The sequence below is a fragment of the Streptomyces sp. NPDC006385 genome, from assembly GCF_040612485.1.
In the GTDB taxonomy this organism is placed as follows: Bacteria; Actinomycetota; Actinomycetes; order Streptomycetales; family Streptomycetaceae; genus Streptomyces.
The window spans coordinates 1-21559 of sequence record NZ_JBEXQG010000049.1 but is presented as its reverse complement, the minus strand read 5'-3'; the positions used below and the strand labels follow the sequence as shown (position 1 = coordinate 21559).

The window sequence follows — 21559 nt, the reverse complement described above, 5'->3', positions numbered from 1 at the left end:
AGGGGCGTGACGACGATGACTGAAGCGTCCGTGCGCGAGTTCAAGATGCCCGACGTGGGCGAGGGACTCACCGAGGCCGAGATCCTCAAGTGGTACGTCCAGCCGGGCGACACGGTCACCGACGGTCAGGTGGTGTGCGAGGTCGAGACGGCCAAGGCGGCCGTCGAGCTGCCCATCCCGTACGACGGGGTGGTCCGTGAGCTGCGCTTCCCCGAGGGCACCACGGTGGACGTCGGTACGGCGATCATCGCGGTGGACGTGGCGGGCGGGACGGCGGCCGCCGCTGCGGCGCCGGCCGCGCAGCCGGAGGCCCTGAAGGACCTGAAGGAAGAGGCCCCGGAGAAGGAGGCCCCGCAGAAGGAGGCCAAGCCGCAGGGCCGCCAGCCGGTGCTGGTCGGTTACGGCGTGGCCACGTCCTCGACGAAGCGCCGCCCGCGCAAGGGCGCCGAGGCCCCGCACCAGGCGGCTCCGCGCCAGGAGGCCCCGGCCGCGGCGCAGGCCCTGCAGTCGGAGCTGAACGGCCACGGCCCGGCCGGGGCGGTCACGCCTCCCCGGCCGCTGGCGAAGCCGCCGGTGCGCAAGCTGGCGAAGGACCTGGGTGTCGACCTGGCCACAGTGACCCCCACCGGCCCCGACGGCATCATCACCCGCGAGGACGTCCACGCGGCGGTGGCCCCGCAGGCCCCGGCCGCCGAGCCGGAGCCGCAGGCCGCCCCGGCCGCCGCTCCCGTCGCCGCCCCGGCGCCGGTGGCCACGTACGACACCGTCCGTGAGACCCGTGTCCCCGTGAAGGGCGTCCGCAAGGCCACGGCTGCGGCGATGGTCGGCTCGGCGTTCACGGCGCCGCATGTCACCGAGTTCGTGACGGTCGACGTGACGCGCACGATGAAGCTGGTCGAGGAGCTCAAGGAGGACAAGGAGTTCGCGGGCCTGCGCGTGAACCCCTTGCTGCTGATCGCCAAGGCCCTGCTGGTCGCGATCAAGCGGAACCCGGACATCAACGCGTCCTGGGACGAGGCGAACCAGGAGATCGTGCGCAAGCACTACGTCAATCTGGGCATCGCGGCGGCGACCCCGCGCGGGCTGATCGTCCCGAACATCAAGGACGCCCACGCCAAGACGCTTCCGCAACTGGCGGAGGCGCTGGGTGAGTTGGTGTCGACGGCGCGGGAGGGCAAGACCGGCCCCGCCGCGATGCAGGGCGGCACGGTCACCATCACCAACGTCGGCGTCTTCGGCGTCGACACCGGCACCCCCATCCTCAACCCCGGTGAGTCCGCGATCCTCGCGGTCGGCGCGATCAAGCTCCAGCCGTGGGTCCACAAGGGCAAGGTGAAGCCGCGTCAGGTCACCACGCTGGCGCTCAGCTTCGACCACCGGTTGGTGGACGGGGAGTTGGGCTCCAAGGTGCTGGCCGACGTGGCGGCGATCCTGGAGCAGCCGAAGCGGTTGATCACCTGGGCGTGAGCCGGGGACGGTGACGAGAAGGGGCGGCCACTGCCGAGTGGCCGCCCCTCTTCTTCGCCTTCTTCGCCTTCCGCGGCTTCTTCGATGAACGCGCGTGTCAGCTGATCTTGGCGTAGCCGTAGTTGATGAGCTTCTTCACGTCCGTCGTGCGGTTGGCCTCCGAGGAGGCCGTCATCACGGTGCCCATCACCGACTCGCCGTTGAGCGTGGCGGCGAAGACGAGGCAGTACTTGGCCTCGGTGCCGGAGCCGGTCTTGATGCCGAGCGTGCCGTTCCAGCCGAGCAGCGTGTTGGTGTTCTTCCACGTCGCCATCGTGCGGATGGAGCCCGTCTTCGTGATCGTCTTGGCCGTGTAGGCCTTGGTCTTCACGACGGTCTTGAAGGTGGAGCTCTTCATCGCGCTGCGGGCGAGCTTGGTCAGGTCGCGCGGCGTCGAGTAGTTGGAGCCGTTGCTTATGCCGTCGAACGAATCGAAGCGCGTGTTCGTCATGCCCAGGCTCTTGGCCATGGTGTTCATCTTGCCGATGAAGCTTTTCACGCGGGCGTTGACCGTCGTGCCGGAACCGAACTTGTCGGCGAGGGTCATCGCGGCGTCGCAGCCGGACGGCAGCATCATCCCGTACAGGAGCTGACGGACGGTCACCTTGTCACCGACGATCAGCCTGGCCGTCGAGGGGTAGCCCTTGGCGACCATGTAGTCGCTGACCTCCTTCCTGATCGTGACCTTGGTGTCCAGGTTCAGGTTCGACTGCGAGAGCACGACCTTGGCGGTCATGATCTTCGTCGTCGAGGCGGTGAGCCGCTTGGTGTCGGCGGCCTTGGTGAAGAGGGTCTTGCCGTTCGCGCTGTTCATCAGGAACCCGCCCTTGGCATTGATGCTGGGCGTCGTCACGGCCTGCGCGGGTGCCGCGGTGAGAGCTCCGGTCACGAGCACCGCACCGGTCGTCACGGCGACGGCCGCGGCTCTGCGGATACGGAGGCTCTTGGTGGCGCTTATCAACTGATATACCCCGATTACGTCGAATGCCCCTGTGCGCGGCCGGGTTGGAGGGGAAGACAGGAGGGCCGCACATCTGTGACACGTAAGTAGCACAGAAAGTTGTGCGACAGACGGGTGGGTTCCCCGTCCGCATGATGGACGGGTGCCGCCTTGCGTACGTGTTGTATCTATGCTGTGCGCATGCCTACCGCCACGTCCCCGTCCCTCAAGCAGCCCCCCGCGGCCGACCGCGTCTACACGCACGTCAAACAGGGCGTCCTGGAGCGCCGTTACGAGGGCGGGACGCTGCTCACCGAGGGCGAGCTCGCCGAGGCCGTCGGCGTCTCGCGCACGCCCGTGCGGGAGGCGTTGCTGCGGCTGGAGGTCGAGGGGCTGATCAAGCTCTACCCGAAGAAGGGCGCGCTGGTCCTGCCGGTCTCCGCGCAGGAGATCAAGGACGTGGTGGAGACGCGGCTGCTCGTCGAGGAGCACGCGGCACGCAAGGCCGTCCCGGCACCCCCGGGGCTCATCGAGCGGCTCACGGAACTGCTCGCCAAGCAGAAGGCCCAGGCCGCCGCCGGCGATCTCGCGGGTGCCGCCGTCACCGACCGGTGCTTCCACGCGGAGATCGTTCGCAGCGGCGGCAACGAGATCCTGTCGCGGCTCTACGACCAACTGCGCGACCGGCAACTGCGCATGGGCGTCGCCGTCCTGCACTCCCACCCCGACCGGATCGCCAAGACCCTCGCCGAGCACGAGGAGATCCTTCAGGCACTGCGCTCCGGGGACGCCGAGGCGGCCGTCGGGACGGTCCACCGGCACATCGGCTGGTTCTCGCACCTCGCGCGGGGTGAGGAGCGATGAAGGCCACCACGTTGCCCGGCGATCCTCCGGGCGGCCGTCGCGCCATGGCCGTCTGGGGCATCGGCGTCTCGGTCTACTTCGTCGCCGTCATCTTCCGTACGTCCCTCGGGGTCGCCGGCCTCGACGCGGCGGACCGCTTCGACGTGAACGCCTCGGCCCTGTCGGCGTTCTCGATCCTGCAACTGCTCGTGTACGCGGGCATGCAGATACCCGTCGGCCTGCTGGTCGACCGGCTCGGCACGAAGAAGGTGCTGACCCTCGGCGTGGTGCTGTTCACCGCGGGCCAACTGGGCTTCGCCTTCTCGCCGTCGTACGGCATGGCGCTCGCCTCGCGCGCGCTGCTGGGCTGCGGCGACGCCATGACGTTCATCAGCGTCCTGCGGCTCGGCATGCGGTGGTTCCCGGCCCGGCGCGGTCCGATGATCGCGCAGCTCGCGGGGTTCGCGGGCATGGCGGGCAACCTCGTCTCCACGCTGGTGCTGGCCCGGCTGCTGCACGGGCTGGGCTGGACGGCGGCGTTCGCGGGCAGCGCGGCGGCGGGCGTCGTGGTCCTCGTCCTGCTGCTCCTGTTCCTGAAGGACCACCCCGAGGGGCATGAGCCGGAGCCCGTCCCGCACCAGGGCGCGGCGTACGTACGACGCCAGATCGCCGCCTCCTGGCGCGAGCCCGGCACACGGCTGGGCCTGTGGGTGCACTTCACGACGCAGTTCCCGGCGATGGTGTTCCTGCTGCTGTGGGGGCTGCCCTTCCTGGTGGAGGCGCAGGGGCTGTCGCGCGCGACGGCCGGTGAACTCCTCACCCTCATCGTCCTGTCGAACATGGTCGTGGGTCCGGTCTACGGCCAGGTCGTCGCCCGGCACCACGAGGCGCGGCTGCCGCTGGCGCTGGGGACGGTGGCGGCGACGGCGGCGCTGTGGGCGACGACGCTGGCCTGGCCCGGTGAGACGGCGCCGATGTGGCTGCTGATCGTGCTGTGCGCGGTGCTCGGGGCGTGCGGGCCGGCCTCGATGCTCGGCTTCGACTTCGCGCGGCCGGCGAATCCGCCGGAGCGGCAGGGAACGGCGTCCGGGATCACCAACATGGGCGGGTTCGTCGCCTCGATGACCACGCTGTTCGCCGTCGGGGTGCTGCTGGACGCGACGGGCGGCGACTACACCGTCGCCTTCTCGGCGGTGTTCGTGCTCCAGGCGCTGGGGGTCGGCCAGATCCTGCGGCTGCGCAAGCGGGCGGCGCGCAGGGAGCGGGAACGGCTGGTCGCCAGCAGGGTGGAGACGGTGCACGTTCCCGCCTGAGGCGGTGCCGTCGGTCAGCGGGCCGGGACGAGGGTGAGGTAGGCGATGCCCAGCACCCCGCGGTAGCTCATCCACTGGGCGCGATGGCGGTCGAGGCGTTCGCGTGTCTCGGCCGCGAGCGGGTGGTCCGGGTTCTGGGCCAGCCATACCTCGACGTCCGCCTGGTACGCCGACTCGAACTCCTCCCACTCGTCGAGGTTCGCCGTCTCGGTCCACTCGGGGCGGAAACCGGCGTCCACCACGAGATCGAGCAGGGTCGCGAGGTCGTGGTGGTCCGTGGCGGCGGCTCCCGGCCACATGCCGGAGAGTTCGGCGGGGGTCGGGGGGCGCTCCCAGAAGCCCTCCCCGAGCAGCACGCGGCCGCCGTCGCTGACCAGACGGCGCAGTTCGCGCAGGGCGTCGGTGGTGTGCCCGGGCGGCTCGGCCGCGCTCAGGGCCTGGCTCGCCCCGACGCACAGGACGAGGTCGGCGGGGCCGCGCGAGGTTCCGACGGCGGACTCCTCGACGAATGCGGTCCTTCGGCCCAGTCCCCTGGCCTCGGCGTTGCGGCGGCCGCGGGCGAGGTCCTCGGCGTTGACGTCGATGCCGACGCCGCTCGCCTCGGGCACGGCGTCCAGGACGCGCAGCATCAACTCGCCCCATCCGCAGCCGATGTCGAGGACGGTGGCGGGGTCGGTGCGGGCGAGGCGCTGGACGAGGCGGTGCGCCCGTGCCTCGGACAGCGGTCCGTGGAAGGTCAGGCGGGTCAGGCGCGGCGGTTCGTCGCCACGGCGGCCGGGGGCGGCCTCGGTTTCGGTGGTCGTGTCGGTCATGGCGAGCACGCTAGCCGTGCGCCGCCCGACACCGACAACGAATAACGGGCCGCCGCCTTACGGCATCCGGCCGGCATCCGGCGCCTGCACGGCCCCAGCGGGCCCCTACGGCGTCACCGTGAAGTTGCGCAGGATCGCCGCCGTCAGGTCCGGGTCGCCCTCCGCCTTCACCCGGTCCGTCACGGCCTCCGGTGCGACGCGGCCGCAGGCGAGGCGGACGTAGGTCTCCCAGTCGAGGGTGAGGGTGGCGGCGGGGCCCAGGGCGGGTGCCGTTTCGAGGGTGCCGCGGCCCTGGATGTCGACGCGGATCGTGCGCAGGAACTCGATCGGGCCGTGGACGTCGAAGACGATCGCCGAGCTGCGCGGGGCGTCGGCCTTGCCCGCGACGATCTCGGGCAGCTTGGCGAGCAGGACGTCGCGGGCCACGTGCGCGCCGGGGGAGTCGAGGTTGCCGGGGCGGCCGAGGGCGGTGCGCAGGTCCTGTTCGTGGACCCAGACGTCGAACGCGTGGGACCGCATGGACTCTTCGAGGGTGAGGTCCGCCCCGTGCGGGCCGCGCACCTTCGTGCCGGGGTCCCGGGACTCGTTGCGCAGCTGGCGGTTGCGGCGGATGATCGTGTACTCCAGCTCCGACGTCATCTCCGGCGCCGTGTGGTGGCGGCGGACGTCGACCTGCATCTCCATGTAGCGCTGGTGGTCGTTCGTGACGTGGAAGAGGTCCCGCGGAAGCGTGTGGATGGGGCGCGGGTCGCCCAGCATCTCGCAGTCCAGGCCGATGACATGCGACACGACGTCGCGGACCGACCAGCCGGGGCAGGGGGTGCGCCGGTTCCACTCGCCCTCCACAAGCGGCGTCACCAGCTCGGATATCGCTTCGATGGAGTGGGTCCAGGCGTCGGCGTAGGGCTGGAGGGTGGGATGCAGACTCACGGAACGGGACCCCTCGGCGGTTGGTGCGTCGGTACGCGGGCAGGTTGTGGCGTCGGTGCCAGTGGGCGGCGGCTGCTGTCGGCGGGTGTCTCGGAACGCTAAGTTACGCTGCTGTGAGGCACCCCGGCAGTGCTTTCGTGTGACGATCGTAGGCCCGCTTGGGAGCCCATGTGGACCGCTCGAATGCCAGGACGGTGGTAGTGTGCGCGCCTCTTTGCTCCAGATCGACGTCAATGAGGACGAATCGGTCGACTCGCGTCGGGTGAGGGTCGTCTCGCTGGTACGCGAACAGGCCGGGGCGGATCTGGTCGTCCTGCCCGAGCTGTGGACCACCGGGGCGTTCGCCTACGAGAAGTTCGGCCGTGAGGCCGAGCCGCTCGAAGGGCCGACGTACGAGGCGATGGCGAAGGCCGCGAGCGACGCGGGCGTGTGGCTGCACGCGGGCTCGATCCCCGAGCGGGCCCCTGACGGCGCCCTCTACAACACGTCTGTCGTCTTCTCCCCCTCCGGAGAGCTCGCCGCCGCCTACCGCAAGATCCACCGCTTCGGCTTCGACAAGGGCGAGGCGGTGCTGATGGGCGCGGGCGAGGAACTGGTGACGGTGGGTCTGCCCGGCAAGCCCGGCGAGCCCGGCACCACCATCGGTGTGGCCACCTGTTACGACCTCCGTTTCCCCGAACTCTTCCGCGGCCTCGTCGACGCCGGCGCCGAGACCCTGGTCGTCCCGGCGGGCTGGCCGGAGCGCCGCCGGGCGCACTGGACGCTGCTGGCTCAGGCGCGGGCGGTGGAGAACCAGGCGTTCGTGCTCGCCTGTGGAACGGCCGGGACGCACGCGGGAGTTCCGCAGGCCGGTCACTCGATCGTGGTGGATCCGTGGGGCGAGGTGCTGGCGCAGGCCGGGGCCGGGGAGCAGGTCCTCACGGTGGAGTTCGACCCGGGCAAGGTGGCCGTGACGCGGGAGCAGTTCCCGGCGCTGAAGGACCGGGTGCTGGGGCTGGCCGCGCCGCGCCGCTGACGGCGGGGCCGGCGTCCGCGGCCCTCGCCCTCCTCAGTCCTCCGCGTGCTCCTTCTCCGCCAGATGGATCACGCACACCGCCACCGCGATCAGCAGCGCCGGATCCGCGTCGTCCCGTACGACGTCCACGCCGTACGTCTCCCGCACGTGCAGCCACCGCCGGGAGACGACGGCCAGCAGTTCGCCGTCGTACTCGACGGCGAACTCCCGGTCGAGGATCTTGCCGCTGACGTCGAGTTCCGTACGGCCGTCCGCCAGGGAGACCCGGTAGTGGTTGCGCAGCAGCGACAGCCGCTTGCGGCGGATCTTCGCGAGCGGCTCGCCGTCCCGCTCGATCACCATCGTGTCGCGCAGGGAGAGCATCTTCTGGTGGATGTCGATGAGGACGCGCCCCTGCGTGTCCTTCAGCTCGAAGGTGTCCCGCAGCCGCATCGCCTTGCCGTCGACGAGGAACACCTTGTTGCCCCGGTCGTCCTCGATCCAGTAGTCGTCACCGATGCCGAGGAGCCGGTCGCGTACGAGGAATCTCATGAGACGAGCAGTTCCCCGCGGCCCGGCCCGAAACGCCGCCTGTAGGCCGAGGGGCTGAGCCCGGTCTCCCGGCGCAGGCGGGCGCGCAGGTTCGCGGCGGTGCCGAGTCCGCTCCTCGCCGCCACCACGTCCAGCCGTTCCTCTCCGCGCTCGATCAGCCGGCACGCGAGCGCCACCCGCTCCCCGGTCAGCCAGGCCAGCGGCGTCGTCCCGAGCTGCGCCCGGAAGCGCCGGTGCAGCGTGGCCGGCGACACCGCCGCCCGTGCCGCCAGGTCCGCGACCGTCAGCGGCTCGCCCAGCCGTTCCCGCGCCCACGCCAGCAGCGGGGCCAGGGATTCGTCCGGTACGTCCGGGACCGGCCGCTCCACGAACTGCCGCTGGCCGCCGTCGCGGTGCGCGGCGAAGACGAGCCGCCGCGAGACGGCGTTGGCTATCTCCGCGCCGTGGTCCCGGCGCCACAGGTGCAGACCGAGGTCGAGTGCGGCCGCGCTGCCCGCGGCGGTCAGGACGTCGCCCTCGTCGACGAAGAGGACGTCCGGCTCCAGCAGGACCTTCGGATGCAGCTCGCGGAAGGCGTCGGCCCACATCCAGTGCGTGGTGGCCCGGCGCCCGTCGAGCAGCCCGGCCTCGGCGAGCGCGAAGCTTCCGGTGCACAGGCTCAGGATGCGGGCGCCACGCGCGTGTGCCCGGCGGATGGCGTCGAGGACGGCGGCGCCGCGCGGTACGACGTTGTCCGGACGGCCGGGTACGACGAGGGTGTCCGCCGCGTCGGCGGCCTCCAGTCCGGGCACCCCGGTCAGCGTGAAGAAGCCGTGGTTCATCCGGACCTCGGGCGTGGGGGTGCACAGCGTCACCTCGTACAGCGGACCGGGGAGGCCGAGCTCCGGCCGCGGCAGCCCGAACAGCTCGGTGGCGACGCCGACCTCGAACGGGTTGGTGCCCTCGTCGACGATCACGGCGACGCGGTGCGCCGGTGGATGAGAGGAATCGTGCGCCATGTGCGATTCCTAGCACTCGTACGGCGCCTGGGCCACCGCGCACGATGAGCCCATGGAACCCATCTCCCTGGAGACGGCCCTCGCCTCCTTCACGCAGACCTGGAGCCCCCGCATCGTGACGACCGTCAACGACTACGACGTCCGGGTGGCCAAGGTCGACGGCGAGCACGTCTGGCACGCCCACGACCACACCGACGAGTTCTTCCTGGTCCTGGACGGCGAACTGCACATCGCCCTGCGGGAGGCGCGGGGCGAGCGCACCGTCGTCCTCCCGCGGGGCTCCGTCTTCACCGTCCCCCGCGGCACCGAACACAGGCCGTACGCCCCCGCCCCCGCCGCCGTCCTCGTCTTCGAGCCCACCGGCACCCTGACCGTCGGCGACCGCCACGACGAGGTGCCGGACCACGTGGACGCGACCACCGGGCACGCGCTGACGTGACGGCACGCGCTGGACGAGGGTGCGGGGACCGATCTCTCCCGCACCCTCGAAGGACGCTCAGACGCCGTAACCGTCGCTGTATCCGTCCCGGTGCCGATGGTGGTGGCCGTCGTCGCCGACCACGGGCGTCGTGGGCGGCACCACCACGCGCCTGCGCCTGGCGATGCTGCTGAACGTCGTGACGCCGATCAGCCCCACGATCATCAGGATGATGCCGACCAGGTCGAGGTTGACCCCCTCCATGTCCCAGTCGGTCGCGAACGTGAGGATGGCTCCCGCGGCGATGAGGATGATGCATCCGCCGAGGCCCATGAGTGTCGCCTCCCTGTCCGGTCCGGTCGTTCCGGTCCGGACGGCCGGGTACCCCGGCCGGCGTCACCCATGCGGCCGCCCCCGCGAACTACCCCTCCAGAAAGGCCACCAGCGCGTTCGCCAGCAGATGCGGGTCGTCCACGCCGCACAACTCCCGCGCGCTGTGCATCGACAGGATCGCCACGCCGATGTCGACGGTCCTGATGCCGTGCCGGGCCGCGGTGATGGGGCCGATGGTGGTCCCGCAGGGCATCGAGTTGTTGGAGACGAAGGACTGGAAGGGCACGTCCGCCTTCTCGCAGGCCGCCGCCCACACCGCCCGGCCCGAACCGTCGGTCGCGTAGCGGTTGTTGACGTTCACCTTCAGGATGGGCCCGCCGTTGACGCGCGGGTGGTGCGTCGGGTCGTGGCGCTCCGCGTAGTTGGGGTGGACCGCGTGGCCGGTGTCGGAGGACAGACAGACGGTGGCCGCGAAGGCGCGTGCCTTGTCCTCGTACGACCCCCCGCGCGCGAACACCGAACGCTCCAGGACGCCGCCCAGCAGCGGCCCGTCGGCGCCCGTGTCGCTCTGCGAGCCGTTCTCCTCGTGGTCGAAGGCGGCCAGCACCGGGATGGACGGCAGCCCGGCGCCCGAGCCCGCCACCGCGGTCAGCGCCGCCGTACCCGCGTGCACCGACAGCAGGTTGTCCATGCGCGGGCCGGCGACCAGCTCCTTGTCCCGGCCCAGGTACGCCGGCGGCTCCACCGAGTGCACCATCAGGTCCCAGCCGGTGACCTCGCCCGCCGCCAGCCCGGCCGTCTCCTCCAGGAAGGCGATCAGGTCGCCGTCGCGCACGTCGCCGAGGCCCCAAACAGGCTGCAGATGACGCTGCTTGTCGAGCTTGAGCCCCTCCGCCGACACGGATCGGTCCAGGTGGATCGCGAGCTGGGGGACCCGCAGCAGGGGGCGGTCCACGTTCACCAGCCGCGTCGTGCCGTCCCGCAGCGTCAGCCGGCCCGCCAGGCCCAGGTCGCGGTCGAGCCAGGAGTTGAGCAGCGGTCCGCCGTAGATCTCCACGGCCACCTGCCGCCAGCCGTGCGCCCCGCTGTCGGGCAGGGGTTTGACCCGCAGGTTGGGGGAGTCCGTGTGCGCGCCGACGATCCGGAACGGCGTGTGGGGCGCCGCGCCCTCGGGGACGTACCAGGCCACGATCGCGCCACCGCGCAGCACGTACTTGCCGCCGCTCGACCCGTCCCAGGCGTCCGTCTCCGAGACCTGCCGGAAGCCGGCCTTCTCCAGCCGCTCGGCGGTGTTCGCCACGGCGTGGTACGGCGACGGGCTCGCCGCCAGGAAGGACATCAGGTCGTCGGTGTGGCCGCGGTCGAAGCGGGGGGGTTCGCTCATGGGGTTCACCTTAACGACGTACGAGGGCCCGCTCCCGGTGAAGGGGAGCGGGCCCTCGTGAGGGCGATGTGGATTGTCCGTGAGTGCCTGGAACGTGTACCGGGCGCAGCGGCTAGAAGGCCGCCTCGTCCAGCTCCATCAGGTCCAGCTCGACGTTCTCGGCGAGCTTGCGCGCGCCGGTGACGCCCGGCAGGACGTTGGCCGCGAAGAACTTCGCCGCCGCGATCTTGCCCTGGTAGAACGCCTTGTCCTTGGTGGAGGCCGTCTGAAGCTTCTCGGCGGCGACCGCGGCGCCCTTGAGCAGCAGGTAGCCGACGACGACGTCACCGGAGGCCATCAGCAGACGGGTGGTGTTCAGGCCCACCTTGTAGATGTTCTTGACGTCCGACTCGGTGGCCGCGAGGTCGGTCAGCATCAGGCCGACGATGGCCTCCAGCTCCACGGCCGCCTTGGCCAGGTGCTCGCGCGCGCCCGCCAGCTCCTCGCCGCCCGTGCCGAGCGCCAGGAACTTCTTGATGTCCTCGGCGAGCGAGTTCAGCGCGGCGCCCTGGTTGCGGACGATCTTCCGGAAGAAGAAGTCCTGGCCCTGGATCGCCGTGGTGCCCTCGTAGAGGGTGTCGATCTTGGAGTCCCGGATGTACTGCTCGATCGGGTACTCCTGCAGGAAGCCGGAGCCACCGAAGGTCTGCAGCGACTGGGCGAGCTGCTCGTAGCCCTTCTCGGAGCCGTAGCCCTTGACGATGGGCAGGAGCAGGTCGTTGAGCGCGTGCTCGGTCTTCGCGTCCTCGCCGGCCGCCTCCTTCACCGCGATCGCGTCCTGGACCGAGGCCGTGTACAGGACGAGGGCCCGCATGCCCTCCGCGTACGCCTTCTGCGTCATCAGCGAGCGGCGCACGTCCGGGTGGTGGGTGATGGTGACCTTGGGCGCGGTCTTGTCCATGAAGTTCGCCAGGTCCGGACCCTGGACGCGCTCCTTGGCGTACTCCAGCGCGTTCAGGTAGCCCGTGGACAGCGTGGAGATCGCCTTCGTGCCGACCATCATGCGGGCGAACTCGATGATGCGGAACATCTGGCGGATGCCGTCGTGCTTGTCGCCGATCAGCCAGCCCTTGGCGGGGTGCTGGTCGCCGAAGGTCATCTCGCAGGTGTTGGAGGCCTTCAGGCCCATCTTGTGCTCGACGTTCGTGGCGTAGACGCCGTTGCGCTCGCCCAGCTCGCCGGTCTCGAAGTCGAAGAGGTACTTCGGGACGAGGAAGAGGGACAGGCCCTTGGTGCCGGGGCCGGCACCCTCGGGGCGGGCGAGCACGTAGTGGAGGATGTTCTCCTCCATGTCGTGCTCACCGGACGTGATGAAGCGCTTGACGCCCTCGATGTGCCAGGAGCCGTCCTCCTGCTGGATCGCCTTGGTGCGGCCGGCGCCCACGTCCGAACCGGCGTCCGGCTCGGTCAGCACCATGGTGGAGCCCCAGGTCCGCTCGACCGCGATCTGGGCGATCTTCTTCTGGACCTCGTTGCCCTCGTCGTAGAGGATCCCGGCGAACGCCGGGCCGGAGGAGTACATCCACACGGCCGGGTTCGAGCCGAGGATCAGCTCCGCGTACGACCAGATCAGGGAGGGCGGGGCCGTCGTGCCGCCGATCGCCTCGGGCAGCCCCAGACGCCAGTACTCGGAGTCCATGAACGCCTTGTAACTCTTCTTGAAGGACGCGGGGACCGGCGCGGTGTTGGTCTCCGGGTCGAAGACCGGCGGGTTGCGGTCGGCGTCCGCGAAGGACTCGGCCAGCTCGTTCTCCGCGAGCCGCGTCAGCTCCTCAAGGATGCTTTTCGCGGTCTCGACGTCCATCTCCTCGAACGGACCCGTGCCGTACAGCCTGTCGCGTCCGAGTACTTCGAAGAGGTTGAACTCGATGTCGCGGAGATTGGACTTGTAGTGCCCCATGGTGACGGCTCCGTAGAGGGATCGGCGAGGCACTTGGATCCTCGCGCTCGTTCGCATACCAACAAGTAGCTACGATGATGCTACCCGTCAGTAATAAGACGCAACCCCGATCCGGTCATCTGTGACAGGTCACACCGCAACCGTCAGTGTCGCCGTGTAGCCCTCCGTCACGCCGCCCTTCATCGTCGCCAGCTGCTGGTCGTGGCCGTCGCTGAAGATGCCGTCCGTCTCCAGGGAGAGCGGAGCGAGGTTCCGCACGCTCTGGCCGTATCCGTCCGTGGCGTAGACCGTGTCGCAGACGTCCTTCGGGAACGCGAGCTGCGAGGTGGTGGTGATCGAGGTGGCGGCCGTGGCGTCGGCCAGGCTGCCGTAGACCTCGAAGTGGATGTGCGGCCAGCGGCCCGCGTAGCAGCCGGGGAAGACGCTGGTGAAGGTGACCTGGCCCTCGTCGTCCGTCTCCTGGACGCCGCGCAGGTAGTTCTCGTCCGTGACCCCCTCGGAGTACAGCGAGTACCTGCCCTCCCGGTCGCAGTGCCAGAGGTAGACGGCGGCGCCCTTCTTCGGGGTGCCGCAGCCGGACGCGGCGTCCACCACCGTCAGCGTCACGGTCAGGGGCACGCCCCCGGCGGTGCCGCCCGCAAAGTCGCCGAAGCTCTCGGTGATGTCACCGCGGACGACACCGCTCTCCTTCAGCACGTTCACGCCGTTCGAGCCGTCGCCGGGGTAGGGACCGGCGGTCTCCTCGGGGATGGTCGCGCACTCGGCGGGCGAGGAGGACGCGGAGGACGCCGGGGTGTCCTCGTCGGAGCTGCAGCCCACCAGGGGGATCAGACCCGCTCCGGCCATGAGCCGGATCATGCGGCGGCGGGCGAGGACGGGAAGGTCGTAGGTCAGACCCCTGTCGTGTTCGTGGACCTCGTCGTCATGGTGTCGGTGCATGGCCGTGTCCCCTCGCTGGTGTGCTGCCGTTGCCGTGCTCGCCTCTGTACGGCCGACGCTATGGCCGACGCTATGAGCGGCGGCTGTGGGAAGCCAGGGCACTCGCTGTCGAGTCGCTGCCGAGTCGCTGTCGGTCCGCCGGAGCGCCCGTACCGGCCCGCCCCACGGCTGCTGTCGGTACGCTTGCGCTCATGTACGGCTACGACCAGAACGTCGGTGCACAGCAGCAGTACGCCCCGCCGCAGCAGCCCGGCGGCGTCGGCGGGTACGGCCAGCAGCCGCCGCTCTACCCCGAGCCGTCCCCGCCCTCGCTCGCGGACGCCGTGCGGGCCTTCACCACCGGGCAGATGTCCGCCGAGGACTTCCAGCAGGTCTTCGCCACGTCGAAGGTCTACTGCCCGCGCGGTGACAACCCCGGCTTCCTCGCCCTGCACAACACCCAGCAGCCGGTGATCCCGATGTTCACCTCGCTGAAGGAACTGCGGCGGTACGCGGGCAAGGAGTCCAAGTACTTCGTCATCACCGGCGCCGAGGTGATCGACCTGCTGCCGACCGGCTACGGCTTCGTCCTGGACATGGAGGGCGAGCACCGGATGGTGTTCGACGCGAAGGCCGTCGAGCAGATGGTCGAGTTCGCGATGCGCAGGATGTACGGCTAGACACCGGCTGCACACCTCTGCCGCCGGTCACCTCTGCCGAGTGCCGGAACTCCTTTACGGCTGAACCGCTCCTTCCGCTCCTGGGCCCCCCTACTGTGCCCGCGTGACCTCGACTGACACATCGCCCACATCGCCGCCGGTCCTGACGGGCCGGCGGCGTTCTGTTGGGGGAATGCCCCGCGGGTGTCCTCTGTTTGGGGTGGCAGGAAGTTCAATGCTCAACTAAACTGGCCGCACAAGGAGGTACCGACATGCCTGCAGTGACTGTCGAGAACCCGCTGACGCTGCCGCGCGTCGCCGCACCCGCGGAGGCCGTGGCCCGTCCCGTGCTCGCCGTCACGACCGCGCCGAGCGGTTTTGAGGGCGAGGGTTTCCCGGTGCGCCGCGCGTTCGCCGGGATCAACTACCGCTATCTGGACCCGTTCATCATGATGGACCAGATGGGTGAGGTGGAGTACGCGCCGGGCGAGCCCAAGGGCACTCCCTGGCATCCGCACCGCGGCTTCGAGACCGTCACGTACATCATCGACGGGATCTTCGACCACCAGGACTCCAACGGCGGTGGCGGCACCATCACCAACGGGGACACCCAGTGGATGACGGCCGGGTCGGGTCTCCTCCACATCGAGGCCCCGCCGGAGTCGCTGGTCATGTCCGGCGGTCTCTTCCACGGTCTCCAGCTGTGGGTGAACCTCCCGGCCAGGGACAAGATGATGGCGCCGCGCTACCAGGACATCCGCGGCGGCAACGTCCAACTGCTCTCCACCCCCGACGGCGGCGCGCTCCTGCGCGTCATCGCGGGTGAGCTGGACGGCCACCAGGGCCCCGGTATCACCCACACCCCGATCACGATGATCCACGCGACCCTCGCCCCGGGCGCGGAGATCACGCTGCCGTGGCGCGAGGACTTCAACGGCCTCGCGTACGTCCTCGCCGGGCGGGGCGCGGTGGGTGCCGAACGCCGGCCGATCCACCTCGGCCAGACGGCGGTCTTCGGCAGCGGCGGCTCGCTGACCGTCCGCGCGGACGACAAGCAGGACTCCCACACGCCGAACCTGGAGGTCGTCCTGCTCGGCGGACAGCCCATCCGGGAGCCGATGGCGCACTACGGCCCGTTCGTGATGAACACCCGGGAGGAACTCCAGCAGGCATTCGACGACTTCCAGAAAGGGCGGCTGGGCACCATCCCGGCCGTGCACGGGATGTCCGAGGGCGGACTGTAGGGCGTATTCGGGTCGCCGGGAGAATTTCATTCCCGGCGACCCGACTACTGGGTCACGCTGAATGTTGTAGTTCAGCGTCGTGCGATCCGGGTACTACGAAATTCCATCCCCAGGAGAGGTGTCCCCTCCCGCTGAGATTGCCAGCGGATGCGTCTGCGGGTGCGCCTGCGCATGCGGCAGGAGAAATGCGCCGAAAATGCCGCACGCGAGGGCGGCTACTGCGGCGAATTTGCGGAGCGGACTGATGGCGTTTCCCATGAGTGGCCTCCTCAGGCCTCAGAAGCAGTTGCTCAAGGCGAGCGTAGATCGCTTTCCCGCACCTGCAGTGCCCCTTGGCAAGGTCTTTGATCTGCTGGGAAAGTCTTTCAGTTCTGATCATCGGCACTTTGTCATGCCGGGAGCCCGGTTGACTCCCGCGGTTTCCCTGTCGGAATTCAGGGAGGTTTCCTCCCGTCACCCACCCGGTCCGCCCGCACACGACAGCCTCGTCCGGCTCGTGATCCGCTGGAGTCGTGCAGCCTCCCACCCCACTGCTCCCCGACCCCGTCCGGCGGCTCGCCGCCTGGTGTGCCGTCGTGCTGCTCGTCGCCGGGGTCGTCTACGTCGGGATCCGGCTGGCCGACGAGTTCCGTACGGCTGTCGTGCCCGTGCTGCTCGCGCTGCTGGGGACGGCGTTGCTGCGGCCGCTGCACCGGCGGCTGGTGAAGGCCAAGGTGCACCGCTCCCTGGCGGCCGGGCTCACCTGCGTCGCCGTCGTGGCCGTCGTCGGCGGGGCCGTGTACATCGTCGTCGCCGCGATCGTCGACAGCGGGGAGGAGATCGTGGCCTCGCTCAAGCAGGCGGGCGAGGATCTCGCCGAGCACTTCGGGGCCGCCGGGACGTCGCTGGACGACGTGGCCTCCAACGCCAGAGAGCTGCTCACCAAGTTCGGCGGGACGGCCGCCTCCGGGGTCATCAGCGGGGTGAGCGTCGTGGGCGAGACCATCGCCATGGCCGTCCTCGCGCTGCTGCTCGTCTTCTTCTTCCTGCGGGACTCCGACCGGGCGGCCCACACGGTGCGGTCCTTCGTCCCGCGTGGCAGCGGGGACCTCGTCGAGGCCATGGCCCGGCGGGCGTTCCAGGCCGTGGAGGGGTTCATGCGGGGGACCACCTTCATCGCCCTCATCGACGCCGTCTGCATCACCGTCGGGCTGCTCGTCCTCGACGTCCCGGGCGCCGTCGGGCTCGGCGCGCTGGTCTTCGTCGGGGCCTACATCCCCTATCTCGGCGCCTTCATCTCGGGGGCCGTGGCCGTGCTGGTCGCGCTCGCCGACCGGGGGTTCGTCATCGCGCTGTGGGTGCTCGCCGTCGTGCTCGCCGTGCAGGTGCTGGAAGGGCATGTGCTGCAGCCCGTGATCCAGAGCCGGACCGTGCAGATGCACCCGGCCGCCGTCATGGTGGCGATCACCGCGGGGGCGTCCGTCGCCGGAGTCCTCGGCATGCTGCTCGCCGTACCGCTCACCGCCGCCGCCTCGGGCGTCGTGCACGAACTGCAGGAGCGTTACGCGGGCTCGGAGCCCCCTGAGCCGCCGGAGCCTCCTCAGCCGCCGGAGCCCGCCGGGCCGTCCGCGCCCCCGGGGCCGTCCGCGCCCTTGGACTCGTAGAACTCGAACCAGGTGCTCTTGCCCTGGCCCCGGGGATCGACACCCCACCCCTGGGCCAGCAGCTCGATCAGCATCAACCCCCGCCCGGAAGACGCCAGTTCACCGGGGCGGCGCTTGTGCGGCAGGTCGTCGCTGGTGTCCGTCACCTCGACACGCAACCGGCGGCCCCCCGGCTCGCCCCGCACCTCGGCGAGAAGCAGGGCGTCGGAGTCGGTGTGGACGAGGACGTTCGTGAGCGTCTCGGACAGGAGCAGGACCGCGGAGTCCACCTGGTCCTCGGACGCCCAGTCGTGCAGCAGCTCCCGCAGCTGCTGACGGGCCGCCGCGACCCGCTCCGGCTCGGCCTGCGCGACCGTGAGCATGGTGCGCCGGATCGTCGGCCGTACCGCGATCGCCTCGCCGCAGCCGCAGCCCTCCCCCTCCCGGCACAGCAGCAGCACCGCGATGTCGTCCTCGCGCCGGTCGGCGAGCGGGCCGGTGGTGTGGTGGGAGGACGGGCCGTGGACGGCCTGGACGAGGGCGTCGGCGAGCGCCTCCAGGTCGCCGTCGTGCTCCTCGAGGATCGCGCGGATGCGCTTCCAGCCGGTCTCCAGGTCGTGGCCGCCGGTCTCGATCAGGCCGTCCGTGCAGATCAGCATCGTCTCGCCGGGTTCCAGGGTGATCCTGGTCGTCGGGTAGTCGGCGTCCGGGTCGATGCCGAGGGGGAGACCGCCGGCCGTGGGGCGGGCGAGGACCGTGCCGTCGGTCATGCGGATCGCCGGGTCCGGGTGGCCGGCGCGCGCGATGTCCAGCAGGCCGGTCGTGGGGTCGACCTCGACGTACAGGCAGGTCGCGAAGCGCAGGTCGGACGGGTCCTCGTCGAGGGAGCCGAACGTCATGCCGTGCAGGAAACGGGAGGCGCGGGAGAGCACGGCGTCGGGGCGGTGGCCCTCGGAGGCGTAGGCGCGCAGCGCGATACGGAGCTGGCCCATCAGGCCCGCCGCCCGGACGTCATGGCCCTGGACGTCGCCGATGACGAGGGCGAAGCGGCCGTTCGGCAGCGGGATCATGTCGTACCAGTCGCCGCCGACCTGGAGCCCGCCGCCGGTCGGGACGTAGCGGGCGGCGACGCTCATGCCGGGTATCTCCGGGCCCAGCTTGGGCAGCATCGAGCGCTGGAGGCCGTCCGTCAGCTCCCGCGCGGACTCGGTGGCCTCGGCCCGGGAGAGGGCCTGGGCGAGCATGCGGGCCACCGTCGTCAGCACGGACCGCTCGTCCGGAGTGAACGCGACCGGATAGGTGAACGCCGCCATCCAGGCGCCCATGGTGCGGCCGGCCACGGTCAGCGGCAGGAACGCCCAGGACTGGCGGTTGAAGTGCGCGGCGAGCGGCCAGGTGACCGGGTAGCGCTGCTTGTACTGCTCGGGCGAGGAGAGATAGACGGCACGGCCGGTGCGGACGACCTCGGCGGCCGGGTAGTCGGTGTCCAGGGCCATGTGCGTGAAGGGGCCCTCGTCGCCGGGCTGGTGGCCGTGGTGGCCGATGATCGTCAGGCGATCGCCCGTCACCCCGAACACGGCGAGTCCGTCGGGCGAGAAGCCCGGCATCGACAGGCCGGCCGCGACCCGCAGCACCTCCGCCGTCGACCGTGCCTCGGCCAGCGCCCGGCCCGCGTCCAGCAGGAACGCCTCCCGCGAGCGCCGCCAGTCGCCGGTGACCGCCGTACGCCCGGCTGGGGTACCCGGCCTCGGTTCCGTGACCTCCTGGAGGGAGCCGGTGACCTCGTACGACCGCTTCTCGCGATCGAAGGACGCGTGGAAGCGGCTGCGGCCCACCCGGACGACCCGGCCCCGCTCGTCCATGATCCGTACCCGCACCTCGCCGAGGGTGCCCTCGGCGACGGCGAGCTGGATCACTCCGGTGATCTCGTTCCAGTCGACGGGATGCAGCCGGGCGCGCACCTGCGCCTGGCTCAGGGTTGCCTGTTCGGCGGGCAGCCCGAGCAGCCGTGCCGCCTCCGCGTCGACCGTGACCAGGCCCGTGGCGGTGTTCCAGTGCCACAGTCCGGTCGCGAGGGCGGCGAGAACCTCCCCCACGGCGGGCAGGGGCTCACCAGTGCGCATTGCCCCACTGTAAGAAGAGGTGATCGCAGACTGCCACCGAAGCTGTACGGGGCATCTGGTCGGCGGGGGCCCGGGAGCGCCGCCAAATGGTGGGGAGGCGATCGTGGGGTCCCCGGTAGGCTGGGGGGAAGTTTCACGTGAAACACGCCCCCCGATCCGCGAAGACTGGATGAACGACGATGCATCGGTACAGGTCCCACACCTGCGGCGAGCTCCGCTCCTCTGACGTCGGCACCGACGTCCGGCTGAGTGGCTGGCTGCACAATCGGCGCGACCTGGGCGGCATCCTCTTCATCGATCTGCGCGACCACTACGGCATCACGCAGCTCGTCGCCCGCCCCGGCACGCCCGCCTACGAGGCCCTGGACAAGCTCTCCAAGGAGTCCACCCTCCGCGTCGACGGCAAGGTCGTCTCCCGCGGCGCCGAGAACATCAACCCCGACCTGCCCACCGGCGAGGTCGAGGTCGAGGTCGGCGAGGTCGAGCTGCTCGGCGCGGCCGCCCCGCTGCCGTTCACGATCAACACCGAGGACGGGGTCAACGAGGAGCGGCGCCTGGAGTACCGCTTCCTGGACCTGCGCCGCGAGCGCATGCACCGCAACATCATGCTGCGTACGGCGGTCATCTCGGCGATCCGGCACAAGATGACGGCGCTGGGCTTCAACGAGATGGCGACCCCGATCCTGTCCGCGACCTCCCCCGAGGGCGCCCGCGACTTCGTCGTCCCCTCCCGTCTGCACCCGGGCAGGTTCTACGCCCTGCCGCAGGCCCCGCAGCAGTTCAAGCAGCTGCTGATGATCTCCGGCTTCGACCGCTACTTCCAGATCGCGCCCTGCTTCCGTGACGAGGACGCGCGCGCCGACCGCTCGCCGGGCGAGTTCTACCAGCTCGACGTCGAGATGAGCTTCGTCGAGCAGGAGGACGTCTTCCAGCCCGTCGAGAAGCTGATGACGGAGCTGTTCGAGGAGTTCGGCGGCGGCCGCCATGTCACCTCGCCGTTCCCGCGGATCCCGTTCCGCGAGGCGATGCTGAAGTACGGCTCCGACAAGCCGGACCTGCGCGCCCAGCTGGAGCTCGTCGACATCACCGACGTCTTCGAGGGCTCGGAGTTCAAGGCGTTCGCCGGCAAGCACGTGCGCGCGCTGCCCGTCCCGGCCGTGCAGGACCAGCCCCGCAAGTTCTTCGACCAGCTCGGCGACTACGCCGTCGCGCAGGGCGCCAAGGGCCTGGCCTGGGTCCGTGTCGCCGAGGACGGCTCGCTGACCGGCCCGATCGCCAAGTTCCTCACCGAGGAGAACATCAAGGTCCTCACCGAGCGCCTCGGCCTGGAGGCCGGTCACGCCGTGTTCTTCGGCGCGGGCGAGTTCGACGAGGTCTCGAAGATCATGGGCGCGGTCCGCGTCGAGGCCGCCAAGCGGGCCGGCCACTTCGAGGAGGGCGTCTTCCGGTTCTGCTGGATCGTCGACTTCCCGATGTACGAGAAGGACGAGGAGACCGGCGCGATCGACTTCTCGCACAACCCGTTCTCCATGCCGCAGGGCGGTCTGGAGGCCCTTGAGACCCAGGACCCGCTGGACATCCTGGGCTGGCAGTACGACATCGTCTGCAACGGCGTCGAGCTGTCCTCCGGCGCGATCCGGAACCACGAGCCGGAGATCATGCTCAAGGCCTTCGAGATCGCGGGCTACGACCGTGAGACGGTCGAGGAGAAGTTCGCCGGCATGCTGCGCGCCTTCCGCTTCGGCGCCCCGCCGCACGGCGGCATCGCCCCGGGCGTCGACCGCATCGTGATGCTGCTCGCCGACGAGCCGAACATCCGCGAGACCATCGCCTTCCCGCTCAACGGCAACGCCCAGGACCTGATGATGGGCGCGCCGACGGAGCTGGAGGAGGCGCGGCTGAAGGAGCTGCACCTGTCGGTGCGCAAGCCGCAGCCGAAGTAGGCCGAAGCAAGCGGCACCTTGAGAAGTGGGGGGGGGGCGCGCCAGCGGGCACGCCCGCGACGAAAGAAAAAACAAAGCGGAGGAAGCG

19 protein-coding genes are annotated in these 21559 nt (G+C 70.4%); 9 read left to right on the top strand and 10 right to left on the bottom strand.

Translation table 11 applies throughout. The features are described from left to right. Window positions 1–6 precede the first annotated feature (6 nt). Window positions 7–1467 (top strand): dihydrolipoamide acetyltransferase family protein, encoded by a 1461-nt coding sequence (locus tag ABZ078_RS30075; RefSeq protein WP_356580398.1) that lies wholly within the window; start codon window positions 7–9, stop codon window positions 1465–1467. Window positions 1468–1564: 97 nt separating this feature from the next. Here ABZ078_RS30075 and ABZ078_RS30070 read toward each other — a convergent pair whose 3' ends face one another. Continuing rightward, window positions 1565–2467: a serine hydrolase gene (locus ABZ078_RS30070; RefSeq protein ID WP_356580396.1), complete on the bottom strand. Its 903-nt coding sequence runs from the start codon at window positions 2465–2467 to the stop codon at window positions 1565–1567. Window positions 2468–2647: 180 nt separating this feature from the next. Here ABZ078_RS30070 and ABZ078_RS30065 point away from each other — a divergent pair, with 180 nt between their 5' ends. Both ABZ078_RS30065 and ABZ078_RS30060 read left to right on the top strand, forming a co-directional pair. Further along, window positions 2648–3310 carry a GntR family transcriptional regulator gene (locus tag ABZ078_RS30065; protein WP_356580395.1) on the top strand — a complete coding sequence of 221 codons (663 nt, stop codon included), beginning with the start codon at window positions 2648–2650 and terminating at the stop codon, window positions 3308–3310. Continuing rightward, window positions 3307–4602 carry an MFS transporter gene (locus ABZ078_RS30060; RefSeq protein ID WP_356580393.1) on the top strand — a complete coding sequence of 432 codons (1296 nt, stop codon included), beginning with the start codon at window positions 3307–3309 and terminating at the stop codon, window positions 4600–4602. Before ABZ078_RS30065 ends, ABZ078_RS30060 begins: the two co-directional genes overlap by 4 nt. A 14-nt stretch (window positions 4603–4616) precedes the next feature. Here ABZ078_RS30060 and ABZ078_RS30055 read toward each other — a convergent pair whose 3' ends face one another. Both ABZ078_RS30055 and ABZ078_RS30050 read right to left on the bottom strand, forming a co-directional pair. Then, on the bottom strand, window positions 4617–5414 hold the full coding sequence (locus tag ABZ078_RS30055) for a class I SAM-dependent methyltransferase (protein WP_356580391.1): 798 nt from the start codon (window positions 5412–5414) through the stop codon (window positions 4617–4619). Between the two features lie 105 nt (window positions 5415–5519). Then, window positions 5520–6344, bottom strand: coding sequence for a maleylpyruvate isomerase family mycothiol-dependent enzyme (locus tag ABZ078_RS30050; RefSeq protein ID WP_356580389.1), 825 nt, complete (start codon window positions 6342–6344; stop codon window positions 5520–5522). A 202-nt stretch (window positions 6345–6546) separates the two neighbouring features. On the opposite strand from ABZ078_RS30050, the gene ABZ078_RS30045 reads away from it, so the two are divergent. Then, window positions 6547–7359 carry a carbon-nitrogen family hydrolase gene (locus ABZ078_RS30045; protein ID WP_356580387.1) on the top strand — a complete coding sequence of 271 codons (813 nt, stop codon included), beginning with the start codon at window positions 6547–6549 and terminating at the stop codon, window positions 7357–7359. Window positions 7360–7392: 33 nt separating this feature from the next. On the opposite strand, the gene ABZ078_RS30040 is transcribed toward ABZ078_RS30045, so the two are convergent. Together ABZ078_RS30040 and ABZ078_RS30035 are read right to left on the bottom strand one after the other, a co-directional pair. Further along, the gene (locus tag ABZ078_RS30040) at window positions 7393–7890 is read right to left on the bottom strand and encodes an LURP-one-related family protein (protein WP_356580385.1); all 498 of its coding nucleotides are present in this window, start codon (window positions 7888–7890) and stop codon (window positions 7393–7395) included. Next, window positions 7887–8888, bottom strand: coding sequence for a helix-turn-helix domain-containing protein (locus ABZ078_RS30035; RefSeq protein ID WP_356580383.1), 1002 nt, complete (start codon window positions 8886–8888; stop codon window positions 7887–7889). Before ABZ078_RS30035 ends, ABZ078_RS30040 begins: the two co-directional genes overlap by 4 nt. Before the next feature lie 52 nt (window positions 8889–8940). Here ABZ078_RS30035 and ABZ078_RS30030 point away from each other — a divergent pair, with 52 nt between their 5' ends. After that, on the top strand, window positions 8941–9327 hold the full coding sequence (locus ABZ078_RS30030) for a cupin domain-containing protein (protein WP_356580381.1): 387 nt from the start codon (window positions 8941–8943) through the stop codon (window positions 9325–9327). 57 nt (window positions 9328–9384) lie between these two features. Here ABZ078_RS30030 and ABZ078_RS30025 read toward each other — a convergent pair whose 3' ends face one another. The 4 genes from ABZ078_RS30025 to ABZ078_RS30010 form a co-directional block, all read right to left on the bottom strand. Further along, complete coding sequence (locus ABZ078_RS30025) at window positions 9385–9639, bottom strand: DUF6458 family protein (RefSeq protein WP_356580380.1); 255 nt, start codon at window positions 9637–9639, stop codon at window positions 9385–9387. An 88-nt stretch (window positions 9640–9727) separates the two neighbouring features. Further along, window positions 9728–11023: a M18 family aminopeptidase gene (locus ABZ078_RS30020; RefSeq protein ID WP_356580378.1), complete on the bottom strand. Its 1296-nt coding sequence runs from the start codon at window positions 11021–11023 to the stop codon at window positions 9728–9730. A 112-nt stretch (window positions 11024–11135) separates the two neighbouring features. Next, window positions 11136–12962, bottom strand: a complete 1827-nt coding sequence (locus ABZ078_RS30015; RefSeq protein WP_356580376.1) for an acyl-CoA dehydrogenase — start codon at window positions 12960–12962, stop codon at window positions 11136–11138. A gap of 129 nt (window positions 12963–13091) precedes the next feature. After that, window positions 13092–13901: an intradiol ring-cleavage dioxygenase gene (locus tag ABZ078_RS30010; RefSeq protein WP_356580374.1), complete on the bottom strand. Its 810-nt coding sequence runs from the start codon at window positions 13899–13901 to the stop codon at window positions 13092–13094. A 191-nt stretch (window positions 13902–14092) separates the two neighbouring features. On the opposite strand from ABZ078_RS30010, the gene ABZ078_RS30005 reads away from it, so the two are divergent. The 3 genes from ABZ078_RS30005 (at window position 14093) to ABZ078_RS29995 (ending at window position 17426) form a co-directional block, all read left to right on the top strand. After that, window positions 14093–14560 (top strand): SseB family protein, encoded by a 468-nt coding sequence (locus ABZ078_RS30005; RefSeq protein WP_234763985.1) that lies wholly within the window; start codon window positions 14093–14095, stop codon window positions 14558–14560. 251 nt (window positions 14561–14811) lie between these two features. Continuing rightward, window positions 14812–15783, top strand: coding sequence for a pirin family protein (locus ABZ078_RS30000; RefSeq protein WP_356580371.1), 972 nt, complete (start codon window positions 14812–14814; stop codon window positions 15781–15783). 512 nt (window positions 15784–16295) lie between these two features. Then, window positions 16296–17426, top strand: a complete 1131-nt coding sequence (locus ABZ078_RS29995) for an AI-2E family transporter (protein ID WP_356580369.1) — start codon at window positions 16296–16298, stop codon at window positions 17424–17426. Here the strand turns inward: ABZ078_RS29995 and ABZ078_RS29990 are convergent. Then, on the bottom strand, window positions 17363–19528 hold the full coding sequence (locus ABZ078_RS29990; protein WP_356580367.1) for a SpoIIE family protein phosphatase: 2166 nt from the start codon (window positions 19526–19528) through the stop codon (window positions 17363–17365). The genes ABZ078_RS29995 and ABZ078_RS29990 overlap by 64 nt on opposite strands. Before the next feature lie 179 nt (window positions 19529–19707). Here ABZ078_RS29990 and aspS point away from each other — a divergent pair, with 179 nt between their 5' ends. Then, entirely contained in the window at window positions 19708–21471 is a 1764-nt protein-coding gene (gene aspS / locus ABZ078_RS29985; RefSeq protein WP_356580365.1) for an aspartate--tRNA ligase, read from the top strand. Window positions 21472–21559: the final 88 nt, after the last annotated feature.